This window comes from Acinetobacter sp. 789_lipA (assembly GCF_058242845.1).
Genome location: NZ_JBZAYS010000001.1, coordinates 2213757 through 2230174, shown reverse-complemented (window position 1 = coordinate 2230174; position 16418 = coordinate 2213757). Strand labels below are relative to the sequence as shown.

Sequence of the window (16418 nt, the reverse complement as noted above, 5' to 3'; positions counted from 1 at the left end):
ACGACTTTTCAATAAGCATTTCATTCAATTGACTATTTATAAAACAAACTTAAGAAAAATCGCTCAATTATTGGTAACGACTAGGCTACATTCATTTACCTAAATATACGACAACAATGTAAAAGCTTATTGCAATTCATAACGTTGCCGTTTTTAATGGGGTAAATGAATTTCGTTTGATGTTTTCCCCATCAAAGCCTTATAACACGGATATTTTATGATGCTAAAGAAGCATAGCCTATGTGCCCTCACCCTACTTTGCACAACGCCTGTTTTCGCCAATATTCCAATTGAATCTCGCGGCTTAAGTCAAGCAACGAACAATAGTGTCAATCCAACCAGCGTCGCAGTAGACACAGGTGCGAGTGCAACAGCAACCAATATTAATTGGCAAATCATGCAAAAGAACCAACAATTAGAAAATGATTTGCGTAGCTTACGCGGTAAACTTGAAGAGCAAGACAACGAGATCGCTCAACTCAAACATGAGTTGGAAAACCGTTACGCTGACCTAGATCAACGCTTAGAGTTACTTCAACAAAAAGTAGACCCTGAAGCGAGCAATACAACGGAGGATAACCAACAGGATACTCCTCCCAGTAACACCACAATCACCAACGCCAGCAGTAGCACAACCACGGTCGCAGTAAACAAAGCACCTGTAGTGGTCAGTACGCAAAACACATCAGAGCCATCTGAGCTAGAAAAAGCCGCGTATACTGTCGCATTGGATGCCTATAAGCAAGGTGGTGCGAAGAAAGCGATTGCACCCATGCAAAATTTTATTAAAAACAACCCCAACAGTGTTTACATCAGCAATGCATATTTCTGGTTAGCGGAATTTAATTTAGCGATTGAACCTACCAACTATGCAGAAGCGAAAAAGAACTACGGGATTGTGGCAAACCAATACCCAAACTCTTCGCGTGCGCCTCGAGCAGTCTATCAACTCTATAATATTGCAAAAGAAGTGGATAAAAACTCGACTCAGGCCAACCAATACAAAGCCAAACTCCTTAAGCAATATCCTAAGTCTGAAGAAGCCTCTTTCTTTAAGAAATAATTTTCCTATAGATATAAAAAAAGACACGCGAAGTGTCTTTTTTATCTTTGGAATAAGCTTAACGCACAATGCCACGCTCTGACTGTTCTAACGAGTCAATGAGCAACTGTGCTTCAGCAACTTCAGGCAAAATTTCTGCACGGATACGTTCTAAAGCCTGCTCTGTCGTTAAACCTTCTTTATAGATCAGTTTAAATGCAGTACGTAAACCTTGAATCACATTTTTAGACCAACCTTTACGACGCATGCCTTCAACATTCATCGCAAAAGCATGTGCAGGATTACCAGAAACCATCACATAAGCAGGGACATCTTTTACAATCAATGATGCACCACCAATCATGCTATAAGAGTCAATTTTACAGAATTGGTGTATACCCGAGTTACCGCCGACAATCACATAGTCACCTACATGAACATGGCCAGCCACGCCGACATTGTTTGCAAAAATATTATGATCACCGACCACACAGTCGTGTGCAATATGCGTATTCACCATTAAAAGATTATGGCTACCAATCTTGGTTATACCGTGATCCTGAACCGTACCACGGTGTAAACTACAATGCTCACGAATTTTATTATGGTCACCAATTTCTAACCAGGTTTCTTCACCTGCATATTTTAGATCTTGGCAGACCTCACCCACGCTTGCGAATTGGAAAATTTCATTTTGTTCTCCAATACGCGTATAACCACCAACCACCACGTGCGAATGTAACTGCGTACCTGCACCAATAGTGACATTTGGACCAATAATACAATACGGTCCAATCTTTGCATCTGCTGCAATCACGGCAGATGCATCAATGATTGCTGTTGGGTGAATAAATTCGTTATTGCTCATGATTGCTCTATTTTCTGATGCGAAACCATAATTTCCGCAGATGCTGCTACTACACCGTCAACGGTGGCAATACAATTATATTTGTAAATACCACGCTTCTGCATAACCAATTCTGATTTTAACACCAATTGGTCACCTGCAACGACTTGCTTTTTAAAGCGAACTTTCTCTGCACCTGCGAACAAGAACAAAGAACCTTCACTTGGTTTCTCATTGTTCATGATGAAACCAAGAATACCTGAAACTTGCGCTAATGCTTCGACAATCAAAACACCAGGCATAATTGGATAATTAGGGAAATGGCCTTGAAGAAACTCTTCATTAATAGACACATTTTTATACGCCACAATTCCATTTTCAGTCACATCAACAACACGATCGACCAATAAAAAAGGATAGCGGTGTGGTAAGTACTCACGAATAGTTTGAATCGTCATTGGCAATTCAGGTTTCGTGAAACTAGTAGAATTCGACTCAGTCATCATATTTCTATTTACGCAATTTAATTGTTGATTCAAGGGACTCAATTTGAGCCTGCATATGATCAAGTTTTTTTACCAATTGGGTCAATGGCACATCTGCTAATTGTCTTAAACGAACAACGGTGCGTTTCCACTTTTGATTTTCAAACAGCCCAATTCCTGAGGAATACGTTCCAGCCACAGAAATATTATTTGTGACCATTGACATTCCAGTTAACGTAACATTATCAACAATATTTAAGTGCCCTGCAATTGCAGACCCACCACCTACGATGCAATTTTTGCCAATGGTTGTACTACCGGCTATTGCAGTATTGGCAGCAAAAGCCGAATTAGCACCAATTTTAGCGTTATGGGCGATTTGCACAAGGTTATCAATAATGACACCATCTTCCAAAATTGTGTCATCCAATGCACCGCGATCAACACTACAATTTGAACCAATCCGTACATCATTTCCAATGATGACCGAACCCAATTGAGCAATTCGATGCCATTTCCCTTGATAAGGGGCAAAACCAAAACCCTCACTACCAATCACAGTATTGGCATGAATACGAACACGATCACCAATTTTGCATGACATCAGATTTACATGCGATTCAATTAAACCGCTGCGGCCAATTTCAACCCCATCATGTATGCTGACATGTGAATGAATAATCGTGTCATCGCCAACAACGCAATTTGCACCAATGACCACATAATGTCCAATATAAGCAGTATCTGAGATGATTGCAGAAGGATGTATCTGCGCAGTGCTTTCAATACCCTGCTCAGTGTGTTTAACCTCAAAAGCATGGGTTAAAATGGCAAAAGCTAAATAAGGATTGGCAACAACAATAAAGTTTTGATGTTCAACCAAGTGATCTTTCAGATCTGCTGTAACAATGAATGCTCCAGCTTTAGACTGCCGCGCTTGTTCTAAGTACTTTTCACCATTTACAAATGCAAGATGTCTAGATTCTGCTGAATCTAGACTTGCTAATCCCTTAAGGATTAAATCAGCTTGACCTATACACTCACCTTGGACTAAACGAGCAAGATCTTCTAAGCGATACTGTTGAGGATTCATTGATTACTTAATTGCGTTAACCTTTTGAATCATTTTATCAGTTAAATCATACTTAGCGTCATAGGCAAGTGCTGAGTTTTTATTCAAAACAACATCTAATTGATTTTCTTTACGCAATTGTTCAGCAACTTGCTTCACGCGACCATCAAATACACTACGTACTTGCTGAATAGAGCTTTGCACACTGCTTTGCATGGTTTGCTGCAAAGTATTGAACTCATTCATTTCGGTTTGATACTGAGTCACCATTTTTTGCTTATCCGCAGCGCTCAGCTTATCACCTGTTTGTAAACGCTGTTGTAAGTCTTGAAGCTCTTTACTAAGTTGATCAAGCTTCGTACTTTGAGGTTGAATTTTCTGTTGAAAACTCGAATTTTGCTGTTTTAAATACGTGCTATTTTCAACAACACGCTCAAGATCCACCACACCATAGCCAGCAGCATTCACCACTGTAGAAGTTAATGCTGTAAGTGTTAAAGCTGTAAGAATTTTTTTCATATTTATATCTTTCATGTAGAGAAAAGGTCGACCTTAGAAGGTACGACCGATTTCAAATTGAATGTTCTTTGTTTCATCGCCATCTTTATCATTCAATGGGTATGCATAGCTAAGAGACAATGGACCAATCATCGTAATCCAAGTAAAGCCTACACCCACGCTATAGCGCATGTTATCAAGCTCAAAACCGAAGTTGTCTTTACAGTATTGCTTCGCATCTACACCAGCATCAGTTTTACTTCCAGTCATATATAACTGACCAGATGGAACATCACACTGCGTATCAAATACTTGCGCGCCTTCAGCAAAGATAACTGGGCGAACCTGACGCGTCCAATCCCCTTTAAATGGCAAAGGCAAAGCCAATTCTGTACCAAATTGGATCAGTGCGTTACCACCCACTTCCTCATAGTCATTATCTTTAGATCTTGATTCACTATAAGTTACGCCTGGGTATTTCGGACCTAAGGTACTGTTATCATAACCACGTACCGAACCAAAACCACCTGCATAGAAGTTTTTATAGAATGGTAAATCATTACCATAACCCAACTTACCATAGCCACGTAATACAAAATCTTTCGCAAGCGGGAAGTAAGCCTGAGCATCATAAGTCAGCTTTTGATATTCAACATCACTGCCTGGTAAGGCAATTTCACCATTGATACGATGCGACATACCCGATGTTGGGAACACTGGACGGTTTAAGGTGTTATATGACCATCCTAAGTTTAAGTTATAGGTTAAGAAGTCACCGGTAAACTCAGAACCATAAGGAGCAGATGTCTGACCATCTGGGCAAACATAAACGCCTTCCGAATCAGGAACTAAATCCACCATACAATAAGTCGATGTACTTTTTGTCTTACCGCCATGCGCCAACAAGTAATCACGCACATAAGTAGATACATACGGACCTGTGGTTACTTCAGTTTGGTCGATGTTTAAACCCGCGCTAATGCTTTGGTTTTCATCAATTGGATAACCAAAATTGATACCACCACCAAGACTATCCGTCACATAGTTATTGACGTTATAGTCTTCATCCAACTTGGTTTTACGGTAGTACATGTTATAACCACGACGTACACCATCAATCGTAAAGTACGGATCCGTCACACTTAGGTTGTAATAGTCTTGCGTTTCTGAGCGGGATAAATCAATTGCAACCGAGTTACCTGTACCCATGAAATTGGTTTGACTTAAACCCGCTTGGAAGGTTACACCACCACTTTGTGAGAAACCAACTGCCAAGGTACTGGTACCCGAGTGCTGCTCTTCAACATTAATGTTTAAATCAACTTGGTCGGCTGTGTTCGGAACACGTGCTGGTTTGATATCTACAGTTTTAAAGAAGCCTGTACGCTCTAAACGAACTTTAGATAAATCAATTTTCTCATTACTTGCCAGCGCACCTTCCATTTGGCGCATTTCACGACGTAATACTTCATCCGCAGTTTTCGTGTTGCCGGTAAAGTTAATACGACGCACAGTCACTTGCTGACCTGGATTCACGTAATAATTTAAATCCACCAGATGAGTTTCTTTATCGATCTGAGGCACGACGTTCACTTCTGCATAGTAATAACCCGCATTACCGTATTTACGTAGAAGCAACTGTTTAACCGCATTCACTTTTTCTTGTGAATAGATATCGCCATCTTTATATATTTGTAAAGCTTTCAGTTCTGCTGGGGTGTATAAAGCATCGCCCAAAAATTTGGTTTCGCCAAATTTAAACTGTTCGCCTTCATCCACTGAAACTTCAACAAAAATATTCTTTTTATCTTCACTTAAATTTAAGCTTGAGTGATTGATATTAAAGTTGATATAGCCTTTGTTTAAATAAAGTGCACGTAAAGACTCTAAGCTTGCAGCCATCTTTTCACGTGCATAACGGTCATTACGTGAAATAATGGATGTCCAACCACTCTCTTTTACCGCAAACGCTTGTTCAATTTCGCTTTCTTTAAATACTGTATTACCAATAATATTGATATCTACGACTTTTGCAGCCTTACCTTCAACAAACTCAATAGTAAGGTCTACACGGTTGTTCGGCTTCGCTGTTGTGACCACTTTGACATCAGCATCATAACGACCTTGCTGCATGTATTGTTGTTCAAGCTCAGATTCAACCGTCTGGAGCGCTGATTTTTTCAGCACTTCACCTTCGGTAATCCCCATCTTCTTCAAGCCTTCTTCCAAGGCCTCTTTAGGAATGAGTTTATTACCTTTAAATTCAACTTTAGAAATTAGTGGGCGTTCGACAACTTTGAAAACCAGCGTATCACCCTGCTTTTCTGTTTTAATGTCATCAAACAAACCTGTTGCATATAAACTACGAATGGCATTGGCAAGTGCTGCATCGCTCACACGATCTCCACTATTCAACGGAATCATTCCATAGACATTTGCTGGCGTTAAACGAACAAGTCCATCAACCTTAATATCACGTACTATATAATCTTCTGCTGCATATACTTGTTGTACTGTTGCCATAGCACTGATGAGCGCCAAAGGCATAAATAAATGTGTGTGCTGCATGCCAGTTTTTTCCGATGTAAAATTTAATTCCGTATCTACGCTTTTTTACAAACGCATAAAATCATTGAATAGTGCCAAAAGCATCATACTTCCGAGCAATACCATACCAATTTTTAAACCAACCAATTGTATTTGTTCAGAAACAGGTTTACCACGTATTAGTTCTATAAAATAATAGACCAAATGTCCACCATCAAGCATAGGAATAGGCAATAAATTTAATATCCCTAAACTTACACTCATCAGTGCCATAAATGAGATAAAAGTTTGCCAACCCATTTCCGCACTTTGTCCTGCGACTTTGGCAATCGTGATCGGTCCTGATAGGTTGTCTAGACCAATCAAACCGCGCACCATTTTCACAATCGAGTTCAAAATCATACTCGACAGTTGACCGGTTTTATCCACTGCCATAATGAAGGCTTCAGCAGGATTATATTGTATCGTTTGTTTATATTCTGTAGGAATACTGATTTTCCCAGGGTCACTTTGTACACCTAAGACACCAGAAACCTTGCCCATATTGTCACGTTTACCTTGCGGCATCACCTCAAGTTGTACCAATTGATTTTGGCGAAGCACATCAATTTTTAACAATTTTTCAGGCGAGGCTTGAACCACTTGTACCACATCAAACCAATCATTCATCTTGATGCCATCAATCGCGACAATTTTGTCACCTTGTTGCATACCCTGACGAATGGCTGCACCATCTTCGCTCAACTTAGTCACGACCGCAGGAATTTTTGGTCGATAAGGCGTAAAACCCAGAACATCAAGCGGAGACTGTGTTTGATCTTTCAAGAAGTTTTGAATAGGCAAACTAAATGTCTTAACTTGTCCCGCACGTTCGGCCTGAATTTGGATTGATCCTGTCTCACCTACACGGTCAACCAAGGCAAAATTCAATTTTTCCCAAGTGGGTGTCGTTAAGCCATCAACAGCGGTAATTTTATCGCCCACTTGCATTTGAACTTGTGCTGCAGGTGTATTAGGTAGCACTTTACCCACACGTGTATTCAACTGCTCTTGTGCAGGCAAAAACAAAATCCAAAACAGAAAAATGGCAAATGCCAAGTTAATCAATGGGCCAGCCGCAACAATTGCGATACGCTTCCAAGGTGACTGATGATTAAATGCTTTGGGCACATCCTCTTCAGCAACATCACCTTCACGCTCATCTAGCATTTTGACATAACCACCCAAGGGCAATGCCGAAAGCTGATATTGAATACCTGACTTTTTAGAGGTCCACTTTAAAACCGTTGGTCCAAAACCAATGGAATAAACTAGAACTTTTACGCCCAATTTACGCGCAACAAAATAGTGCCCAAACTCATGTATTGCAATAAGTGGGCCTAAAAGCAAAATTGCCGCAACAATCATAAACAAGGCGCTCATGCTTAAATTCCTATATTCACCACATATTGCTGAGCAACATGGCGTGCGTTTCGATCGGCTTCTAAAATAACATCAAGTTGTGTTGCTGCTTGATGTGGGATGGTATTCAAAGTGTGTTCAACAATAGCAGGAATATCCATAAACCCCACCTGTTGATTTAAAAATGCAGCAACCGCAATTTCATTGGCTGCATTTAAAATCGCAGGGGCTGTACCCCCAGTTTTCATCGCTTGACGTGCCAAGCTTAATGCAGGGAATCGATGCGTATCTGGCGCTTGAAAATCCAACTGATGATTTTTAAATAAATCTAAAGCTGGAACATGGGTTTGAATACGCTCAGGCCATGCCAACGCATGTGCAATTGGCGTACACATATCAGGATTTCCCATTTGCGCCAATGTTGAACCATCCACATATTGCACCATGGAATGAATAATACTCTGCGGATGCACAACTACTGTAACAAAATGTTCTTCAATTGAAAAAAGATGACAAGCTTCAATTAGCTCCAGCCCTTTATTCATGAGGGTCGCCGAATCAACCGAAATTTTCTGCCCCATGGACCAATTAGGGTGTTTGCACGCCTGCGCAGGCGTTACATTATGTAATTCATCTAAACTATGCTTAAGAAATGGCCCACCAGATGCGGTCAGAAGAATACCAGAGACTCCGAGTTTCGGCTGTCCGTGACGCTCAGCTTGTAAGTAGGTCTGCGGCAAGCATTGGAAAATTGCATTATGCTCAGAGTCCACAGGCAGTAAAAGAGCCTGATGATCATGAGCAGCCTGCATCATGATGTCACCCGACATCACCAGCGCTTCTTTATTTGCCAAAAGAACACGCTTTCCTGCCTTTACCGCTGCTAGCGTCGGCATTAAACCTGCCGCGCCAACAATGGCTGCCATTACCACATCCACTTCTGGATGTTCAGCAACCGCGATAAGGCCTGCCTCATCCGCCAAAATTTCAATGTTTTGTAAATTGGCTGCGACTAGAAGCTGGCGCAGTTCATCCACTTTAGCCTGAGGTACAACTGCAATTTTAGGTTGAAACTGCTGACAAATATCAACAAGCTCTTGCATCCGACTATGTGCCGTAACAGCAAACACAGAGTAGCTTTCAGCATGTTGTTGCAATATTTTTAAGGTGCTCTGCCCAATCGAGCCCGTCACACCCAAAATACAAACAGATTGAGACATTTACAAATCTACGCCAATAAGTTTTAACACATATACACCCGCAGCAAAGATAGGTGCAGCAGCCAGTAGCGAGTCAATGCGATCCAGTACCCCACCATGCCCCGGCAAAATACGACCTGAGTCTTTAATTCCAGCACGACGTTTAATCATAGATTCAAACAAATCACCTAAAACTGAGCTAAATACAGTCACTACAGATAAAATAAGAAATAATAAATGCTGTGCGTACGTTAAGTCTAAATAGAGGATTTCAACAGCAACCACGATGATCATGGCCGTAATCACACCACCATAGAGACCTTCCAATGATTTATTTGGACTCACTTCAGGTGCAAGTTTACGCTTACCCAGTTTACGCCCAACAAAATATGCCCCGCTGTCAGCACCCCAAACCAATAAAAACAGGTACATTAGCCACCATGGAGACATCTTCCAGAGTGCAAAAATAGCGGTCACAGCTGAAGATATCAGAACAATACCAACCACCTTAAGGGTTGAATTATACCAAGCATCATAATTTGGATAGGATTTAACCCAATACAGGCTGAGCAGCCAACATAGGATAGAGGCAGCCCAAAGTAGAAGCGCAATATCGGTAAAGTATAAAGCAAGTGTAGCAAGGCCAGCACTTAGTAAACCAAAACCCCACGCTAGAGGTTTATTAACATTTTTTGTTGTACGGGGCATGAGTTTAAACCACTCATAGCCTGCAACCCCTGCCGCAATAATCATCAGCACAAACATTGGATAGTGTGACTGGCTTGCAAACATACAACTCAGTACAACGGCCACCAAAACCAATGCGGTTATAATCCGCTCTAACATTTATTAGTTCTCAATTTTATCTTGTAGAATTTGTTCCGTCGTTTTCCCGAAACGACGTTCACGCCCACCAAATACAGCCAAGGCGTCATCAAACTCTTCTACACTGAACTCTGGCCAAAGAGTTGGAGTGAAGTAAAGCTCTGCATAAGCTGCTTGCCACAACATAAAGTTCGATAAACGAAAATCCCCACCTGTACGAATCAATAGATCCACAGCCGGTAAATCACTCAAACTTACGTATTGGCCAAAAATATGTTCATCAATTTGCTCAGGATCTAACGCTTGAGATTGAACAGCAAGCGCAATCTGCTTAGCCGCATGCGCCATATCCCACATCCCACCGTAACTAATTGCGATGGTCAAAGTCATCTTGTCGAAATTAGCAGTGTCTTGTTCGGCATGCAACATTAAGTCACGCAATTGCGGAGATAATTTAGAACGATCACCAATAAAACGTAAAGACATTTGATATTGATGCATACGAGGCAACTGTTCATGAATCGTGTCTTCCAACAGTTTCATGAGCAAATCAACTTCAGCTTGAGGGCGCTTCCAATTTTCACTCGAAAAAGCAAAAACGGTTAATGCTTGAATATTTCTTTTTCGACAATGCTCTACAATCGGGTCCAGGACATTTTTTCCTTCACGGTGACCATCGCCCTTTTGCATTGCATTTTTTTTGGCAAAACGATTGTTGCCATCCATGATGATGGCAACATGTTTTGGAAGAGTAAGCTTATCTTCTGAATCGGTCATTATACAAATTAGACCTTCAACAGCTCAGCTTCTTTATTCGCAAGACGTTTGTCGATTTCAGCAACAAACTTATCTGTGATTTTTTGAATATCATCAGATGCACGACGTTCATCATCTTCAGAAATTTCTTTTTCTTTCAACAATGCTTTGATGTCGCCCAGTACATCACGGCGAATATTACGTACTGCAACTTTTGCATTTTCAGCTTCGTTACGCGCCACTTTTTGCATGTCACGACGTGTTTCTTCCGTCAATGCAGCCATTGGAACACGAATCGCATCAGCCGTAATCGGGTTTAAACCCAAATCTGATTCACGAATCGCTTTATCAATTGCTGCAACCATCGTGCGCTCAAATGGCTGAATCAACAATGTACGCGAGTCTTCAACACCCACGTTTGCCACTTGGTTTAATGGCACATCTGAGCCATAGTAAGGAACCATTACCCCGTTTAAGATAGATGGATGCGCACGTCCTGTACGAACCTTGGCAAAACCGTGTTCTAACGAGTCAAGTGACTTGTTCATACGTTCTTCTGCGTCTTTTTTAAGATCGTTAATCATGTGATCTTCCTTACTTAATTCGAAAAGATATAAATTCTAAAATAGCGTGTAGTATAAAGAGCTTTCGAGGTCACGTACATTAGTTCGTTACGTGAGTACCCTCTTTTTCGCCCATAACCACTGAAAGCAATGAACCTGCTTTATTCATGTCAAAGACTTGAAGCGGTACATTGTGGTCACGACACAAACAAATCGCGGTTAAATCCATCACACCCAATTTCTCATCTAACACTTGGTCAAAAGTTAAGGTGTCATATTTAACAGCATCATCATATTTGCTTGGGTCTTTGTTGTAGACACCATCAACTTTCGTTGCTTTTAGGATCAGGTTGGCTTCAATCTCGATACCACGTAAGCATGCTGCTGTATCTGTGGTAAAGAACGGGTTACCTGTACCTGCGACAAACACACAAACTTCACCTTGTGTTAGGTGACGAATCGCATCACGGCTTGAGTATGATTCAACCACAGCACCAATTGGCAATGCTGACATCAAACGGGTTTTGATATTACGACGTACCAAAGCATCACGTAATGCCAAACCATTCATCACGGTTGCAAGCATACCCATTTGGTCACCGGTTACACGACCAACCAAACCATCTTTTTGTAATTGACTACCGCGATATAAATTACCACCACCCACAACAATCCCGACTTGTACACCCAAACCCACTAAGTGCGCAATTGCCAAAGACATTTGATCAAGTACTTGAGCATCAATACCCATATCTTTATTTCCAGCCAACGCTTCGCCAGAAAGTTTCAGTAAGATGCGTTCAAAACGTGGTTTTTTAGAATCCAACATCGCAATAACTCCAATATCTAAATTTTAAAATTTTATTTGTGTCTTAATTCGATTTAATCGAAATCAACTGTGCATACAGATCATATTCATCTGCATCGGTAATTTCGACTTCTAACAAATCGCCTGATTTAATCTGGCTTTTATCAATATCTTCCACAAAGACATTGCCATCAATTTCAGGAGCATCTGCGTATGAGCGTGCAATCGCAACTGGGAATTCTTCATCCAACTCATCGACCAGCACCGTCATTTTCTGACCAACACGCTTTTGAAGTTTGGCAGCAGAAATCGCCTGTTGCACTTCCATAAAGCGTTCATAACGCTGTTGCTTAATCTCTTCAGGCACGTGATCTGGCAAGTCGTTTGCTGTCGCACCCTCAACAGGTGAATAGGTGAAGCAGCCTACGCGATCAAGTTGTGCTTCTTTCAACCACTCAAGTAAGATTTCAAAATCTTCTTCAGTTTCGCCAGGGAAACCCACAACGAAGGTTGAACGAATCACCAAGTCAGGACATTTTTCACGCCACAGCTTTAAACGCTCAAGTGTATTTTCACTATGCGCAGGTCGTTTCATTAGTTTTAAAACTTTTGGGCTGGCATGTTGGAATGGAATATCCAAATAAGGCAAAATTTTACCTTGTGCCATCAAGTCAATCACTGCATCCACATGTGGATATGGATAGACATAGTGCAAACGCACCCAAATACCCAGTTGACCTAAGGCCTCACACATGTCATAGAACTTCGTCTTAACAGGTTGACCATTCCAAAAGTCTAATTTGTATTTGGTATCGAGGCCGTAAGCAGAAGTATCTTGGGAGATAACGAGTACTTCTTTTACACCGGCACGTTTAAGCGCAGCCGCTTCTTCTAAAACAGAACCGACTGGGCGAGACACTAAGTCACCACGCATACTTGGAATAATGCAGAAGGTACAACGATGGTTGCACCCTTCTGAGATTTTTAAGTACGCATAATGCTTCGGCGTTAAACGAATCCCTTGTTCTGGAACAAGGTCAATAAATGGGTTGTGTTTTGGTGGCTCAGGCACGTATTGGTGCACGGCTTCCATCACTTCTTGATATGCAGCCGCCCCTGTCACTTTTAAGACATTTGGGTGCATTTGGCGAATTTTGTCTTCGTCTTTACCTAGGCAGCCCGTAACGATTACACGACCGTTCGCACTCATGGCTTCGCCAATGGCATCTAAAGACTCTTGCACTGCAGATTCAATAAAACCACAGGTATTTACAACAACTAAATCCGCACCATCATAATCTGATGCTACATCATAACCTTCAGTCTTCAACTGAGTTAAAATTCGTTCGGAATCAACCAATGCCTTAGGACAACCTAAAGAAACAAAACCGACTTTGGGGGATTTCATGAATCTGCGCTCCACTAGAATGCGCGTATTGTATGTCTTTTCTGTTTATAAAAACAGATCGATTCCACACTCTTTGTTTAATGCACCAAAATAAAACCAACACTGTAGTAGAATCAGTATAACGCACCATTTTAAGTCACTTTCAGTTTACTTGATTTTTAGAATCCGCTATATCTTTAGCTAATCGTTCATTTACAGCGCATTCCGCAAAAAAAGTGTGCTCATTTCATTATACAAAATCAAAGTTGGCGTGCATTTTGCTTTATTTGCATCAATTCAGTCCGCTATTTGGAACGGTTAATGCTTTATCAAGATGCCATTGCGCTATTTTAATACAGGATACATTCGCTAATGGATCACCCTATTTCTATCGACTATCGCCTTTTAGTGGACAATTTGACCACTGCGATTCTATTGGTCGACAGTAAATTAAATATTTTTTACTTAAATTCCTCTTGCGAAGCATTATTTGATATCAGTCTTTTACGTGCCTCTGGCCAACCTGCACTTAATTTACTCCATGCACCCAATGATGAGTTCAATACAGAAGAAGCACTTCTCAATACTCTAAACTCGGGACAACACTACACCCGTCGTGAAGCCATCATTAAGGTCAACTTTAAAGATATTCATGTTGACTATACCGTGTCACAGTTGAATTCAAATAAACCCTATCATCCTTTGCTTTTAATTGAGATCAATCCGATTGATCGGATGCTCAAAATTTCCAAGGAAGAAAACTTCTTACAACAACATCAGGTTGCACGCCAACTGATTCGCGGTGTTGCACATGAAATTAAAAATCCGCTAGGCGGAATTCGCGGTGCTACACAACTTTTAGCACGTAGCCTCAATGATCCTCAATATAGCGAGTTCACCGACATTATTATTAGTGAAGTCGATCGCTTACGTAATTTAGCAGACACCATGCTTGGTTCACGTCAGCTCCCAAGTTATGAGTTGGTCAATGTACATGAGCCTTTAGAGCGTGTTCGCTCACTCATTACCAACCAAACCAAAAAGAAAATTAAGATCACCCGTGATTATGATTTGTCATTACCTGAAGTGATGGCCGATCGTGATCAACTGATACAAGTTATGCTGAACATTAGCGTCAATGCAGTGCAAGCCATGACTGAAAATAAAGAGTTCTTTGTCGACCACCAACCTGAACTAATGTTACGCACCCGTATTCAACGTTTAGTGACCATCAATGGTGTACTGCAACGCTCTGTGGTACGGATTGATATCGAAGACAATGGTCCGGGCGTTCCAGAAGAAATTTTAGAATCCGTGTTTTACCCACTGGTCACGGGTCGTGCTAAAGGCACAGGACTGGGTTTAAGTATTGCGCAAAATATTATGCATCAACATAACGGAATGATTGAATGTCAATCTGTTCCCGGAAAAACAACTTTTAGCTTATATATACCTTGGGAGTTAAACCATGTCGCGAAATAAAATATGGGTAATTGATGACGATCGCGCCATGCGCTGGGTGCTGGAAAAAACGTTCAAAGAAGAAGGTTTTGACGTCACAAGTTTTGAAGAAGCTCAATCTGCTTTAGACCAACTCAGTTTAGATGCACCCGATGTGATCTTGACCGATATTCGTATGCCCGGCATAGATGGCTTAACTTTTTTAGCGAAAGTTAAAGCCAACTATCCTGATCTACCTGTCATTATTATGACGGCTCACTCTGACCTAGAGTCTGCTGTTTCAAGTTATCAAACAGGCGCATTTGAGTATTTACCCAAGCCTTTTGATATTGATGAAGCCTTAGCTTTAGTGAATCGTGCGATTTTGCACATCACCAAAATGCAGCAGCAAGAATCGGCAAAAACGGTACCACCGATTCAATCGACCGAAATCATTGGCGAGTCTCCTGCTATGCAGGAAGTTTTCCGCGCGATTGGTCGTTTGTCTCAATCACACATTACAGTGTTAATTAATGGTGAATCTGGTACAGGTAAAGAGTTAGTTGCGCATGCGCTACACCGCCACTCACCACGGAGCAGCAAACCTTTTATTGCACTCAACATGGCCGCGATTCCCAAAGACCTAATTGAAACAGAGCTTTTTGGTCATGAGAAAGGTGCATTTACTGGCGCCAATACCCAGCGCCAAGGTCGCTTTGAACAGGCCAATGGTGGAACGCTGTTTTTAGATGAAATTGGCGATATGCCTTTTGAAACACAAACGCGTTTACTGCGTGTCTTGGCTGATGGCGAGTTTTACCGTGTTGGTGGGCATATCCCAGTAAAAGTAGATGTACGTATTGTCGCGGCAACGCACCAAGACTTAGAAAAATTGGTACATGATGGTCGCTTCCGTGAAGACTTATATCACCGTCTGAACGTGATTCGCATTCACATTCCAAAACTGGCGCATCGTAGCGAAGACATCCCAATGTTAGCGCAACACTTCTTGGCACGTGCAGGCAAAGAATTAGGTGTAAGCCCTAAAATCCTTCGTCCTGAAACGCAAGAATATATGCAACAGCTGCCTTGGCAAGGAAACGTACGTCAGCTCGAGAACACTTGCCGCTGGTTAACGGTCATGATTACAGGACGTGAAGTTTATCCTGAAGACTTACCATCAGAGCTGAAGCAAATTCCAATTACCCGCTCAGGTGAAGATGCACAAGCCGCGCAGAACTTAGATCGGATTGCAGTCCACCATTGGGACGAGTTATTGGGTCAATGGGCTGTGCAAAAGCTGAAAAACGGCGAGATGAAAATTCTCGATATCGCCACCCCTATGTTCGAACGTACATTGATCATTGCTGCGCTCCAACAAACCCGTGGCCGTAAACGGCATGCGGCTGAGTTACTCGGTTGGGGGCGTAACACCCTTACGCGTAAACTTAAAGAGCTGGGTATGGATACCGCAGATGATGAAAGTGAAGAAGAAGCTTTAGAAAACTAAGGCAGATTCAAATAAAAGCGCCATTGCGGCGCTTTTAT

15 protein-coding genes are annotated in these 16418 nt (G+C 41.5%); 3 read left to right on the top strand and 12 right to left on the bottom strand.

Going from position 1 to position 16418, the window contains the following annotated elements; all coding sequences use genetic code 11:
• The first annotated feature begins 217 nt into the window (after nucleotides 1-217).
• Nucleotides 218-1063, top strand: coding sequence for a YbgF trimerization domain-containing protein (locus AC4CUZ_RS10830; RefSeq protein ID WP_078388773.1), 846 nt, complete (start codon nucleotides 218-220; stop codon nucleotides 1061-1063).
• Between the two features lie 58 nt (nucleotides 1064-1121).
• On the opposite strand, the gene lpxA is transcribed toward AC4CUZ_RS10830, so the two are convergent.
• The 12 genes from lpxA to rimO all read right to left on the bottom strand — a co-directional run bounded on the left by lpxA (nucleotide 1122) and on the right by rimO (nucleotide 13451).
• Nucleotides 1122-1910, bottom strand: coding sequence for an acyl-ACP--UDP-N-acetylglucosamine O-acyltransferase (gene lpxA, locus AC4CUZ_RS10825; protein WP_078388772.1), 789 nt, complete (start codon nucleotides 1908-1910; stop codon nucleotides 1122-1124).
• Nucleotides 1907-2392, bottom strand: coding sequence for a 3-hydroxyacyl-ACP dehydratase FabZ (gene fabZ, locus AC4CUZ_RS10820; protein ID WP_010326983.1), 486 nt, complete (start codon nucleotides 2390-2392; stop codon nucleotides 1907-1909). The genes lpxA and fabZ overlap by 4 nt, the downstream gene beginning before the upstream one ends.
• Before the next feature lie 7 nt (nucleotides 2393-2399).
• Nucleotides 2400-3467 (bottom strand): UDP-3-O-(3-hydroxymyristoyl)glucosamine N-acyltransferase, encoded by a 1068-nt coding sequence (gene lpxD, locus AC4CUZ_RS10815; RefSeq protein WP_419381158.1) that lies wholly within the window; start codon nucleotides 3465-3467, stop codon nucleotides 2400-2402.
• 3 nt (nucleotides 3468-3470) lie between these two features.
• A complete protein-coding gene (locus AC4CUZ_RS10810) occupies nucleotides 3471-3965 on the bottom strand; it encodes an OmpH/Skp family outer membrane protein (RefSeq protein WP_419381157.1) in 495 nt (164 codons plus the stop codon).
• Nucleotides 3966-3998: 33 nt separating this feature from the next.
• Complete coding sequence (bamA, locus tag AC4CUZ_RS10805) at nucleotides 3999-6512, bottom strand: outer membrane protein assembly factor BamA (RefSeq protein ID WP_419381156.1); 2514 nt, start codon at nucleotides 6510-6512, stop codon at nucleotides 3999-4001.
• A gap of 45 nt (nucleotides 6513-6557) precedes the next feature.
• Nucleotides 6558-7913, bottom strand: coding sequence for an RIP metalloprotease RseP (rseP, locus tag AC4CUZ_RS10800; RefSeq protein WP_078388768.1), 1356 nt, complete (start codon nucleotides 7911-7913; stop codon nucleotides 6558-6560).
• Nucleotides 7914-7915: 2 nt separating this feature from the next.
• Entirely contained in the window at nucleotides 7916-9112 is a 1197-nt protein-coding gene (gene ispC / locus AC4CUZ_RS10795) for a 1-deoxy-D-xylulose-5-phosphate reductoisomerase (protein WP_148825855.1), read from the bottom strand.
• Nucleotides 9113-9937, bottom strand: a complete 825-nt coding sequence (locus AC4CUZ_RS10790; RefSeq protein WP_419381155.1) for a phosphatidate cytidylyltransferase — start codon at nucleotides 9935-9937, stop codon at nucleotides 9113-9115.
• 3 nt (nucleotides 9938-9940) lie between these two features.
• Nucleotides 9941-10693 (bottom strand): polyprenyl diphosphate synthase, encoded by a 753-nt coding sequence (gene uppS / locus AC4CUZ_RS10785; protein WP_004696563.1) that lies wholly within the window; start codon nucleotides 10691-10693, stop codon nucleotides 9941-9943.
• 8 nt (nucleotides 10694-10701) lie between these two features.
• Nucleotides 10702-11256, bottom strand: coding sequence for a ribosome recycling factor (gene frr / locus AC4CUZ_RS10780; protein ID WP_419381154.1), 555 nt, complete (start codon nucleotides 11254-11256; stop codon nucleotides 10702-10704).
• A 79-nt stretch (nucleotides 11257-11335) separates the two neighbouring features.
• The gene (gene pyrH / locus AC4CUZ_RS10775; protein ID WP_004696558.1) at nucleotides 11336-12064 is read right to left on the bottom strand and encodes a UMP kinase; all 729 of its coding nucleotides are present in this window, start codon (nucleotides 12062-12064) and stop codon (nucleotides 11336-11338) included.
• Nucleotides 12065-12107: 43 nt separating this feature from the next.
• A complete protein-coding gene (gene rimO / locus AC4CUZ_RS10770) occupies nucleotides 12108-13451 on the bottom strand; it encodes a 30S ribosomal protein S12 methylthiotransferase RimO (protein ID WP_004696556.1) in 1344 nt (447 codons plus the stop codon).
• 351 nt (nucleotides 13452-13802) lie between these two features.
• Between rimO and glnL the strand changes: the two genes are divergently transcribed.
• Together glnL and glnG are read left to right on the top strand one after the other, a co-directional pair.
• Nucleotides 13803-14912, top strand: coding sequence for a nitrogen regulation protein NR(II) (glnL, locus tag AC4CUZ_RS10765; RefSeq protein WP_004696555.1), 1110 nt, complete (start codon nucleotides 13803-13805; stop codon nucleotides 14910-14912).
• Complete coding sequence (gene glnG / locus AC4CUZ_RS10760) at nucleotides 14899-16380, top strand: nitrogen regulation protein NR(I) (RefSeq protein ID WP_004696552.1); 1482 nt, start codon at nucleotides 14899-14901, stop codon at nucleotides 16378-16380. Before glnL ends, glnG begins: the two co-directional genes overlap by 14 nt.
• Nucleotides 16381-16418 lie beyond the last annotated feature (38 nt).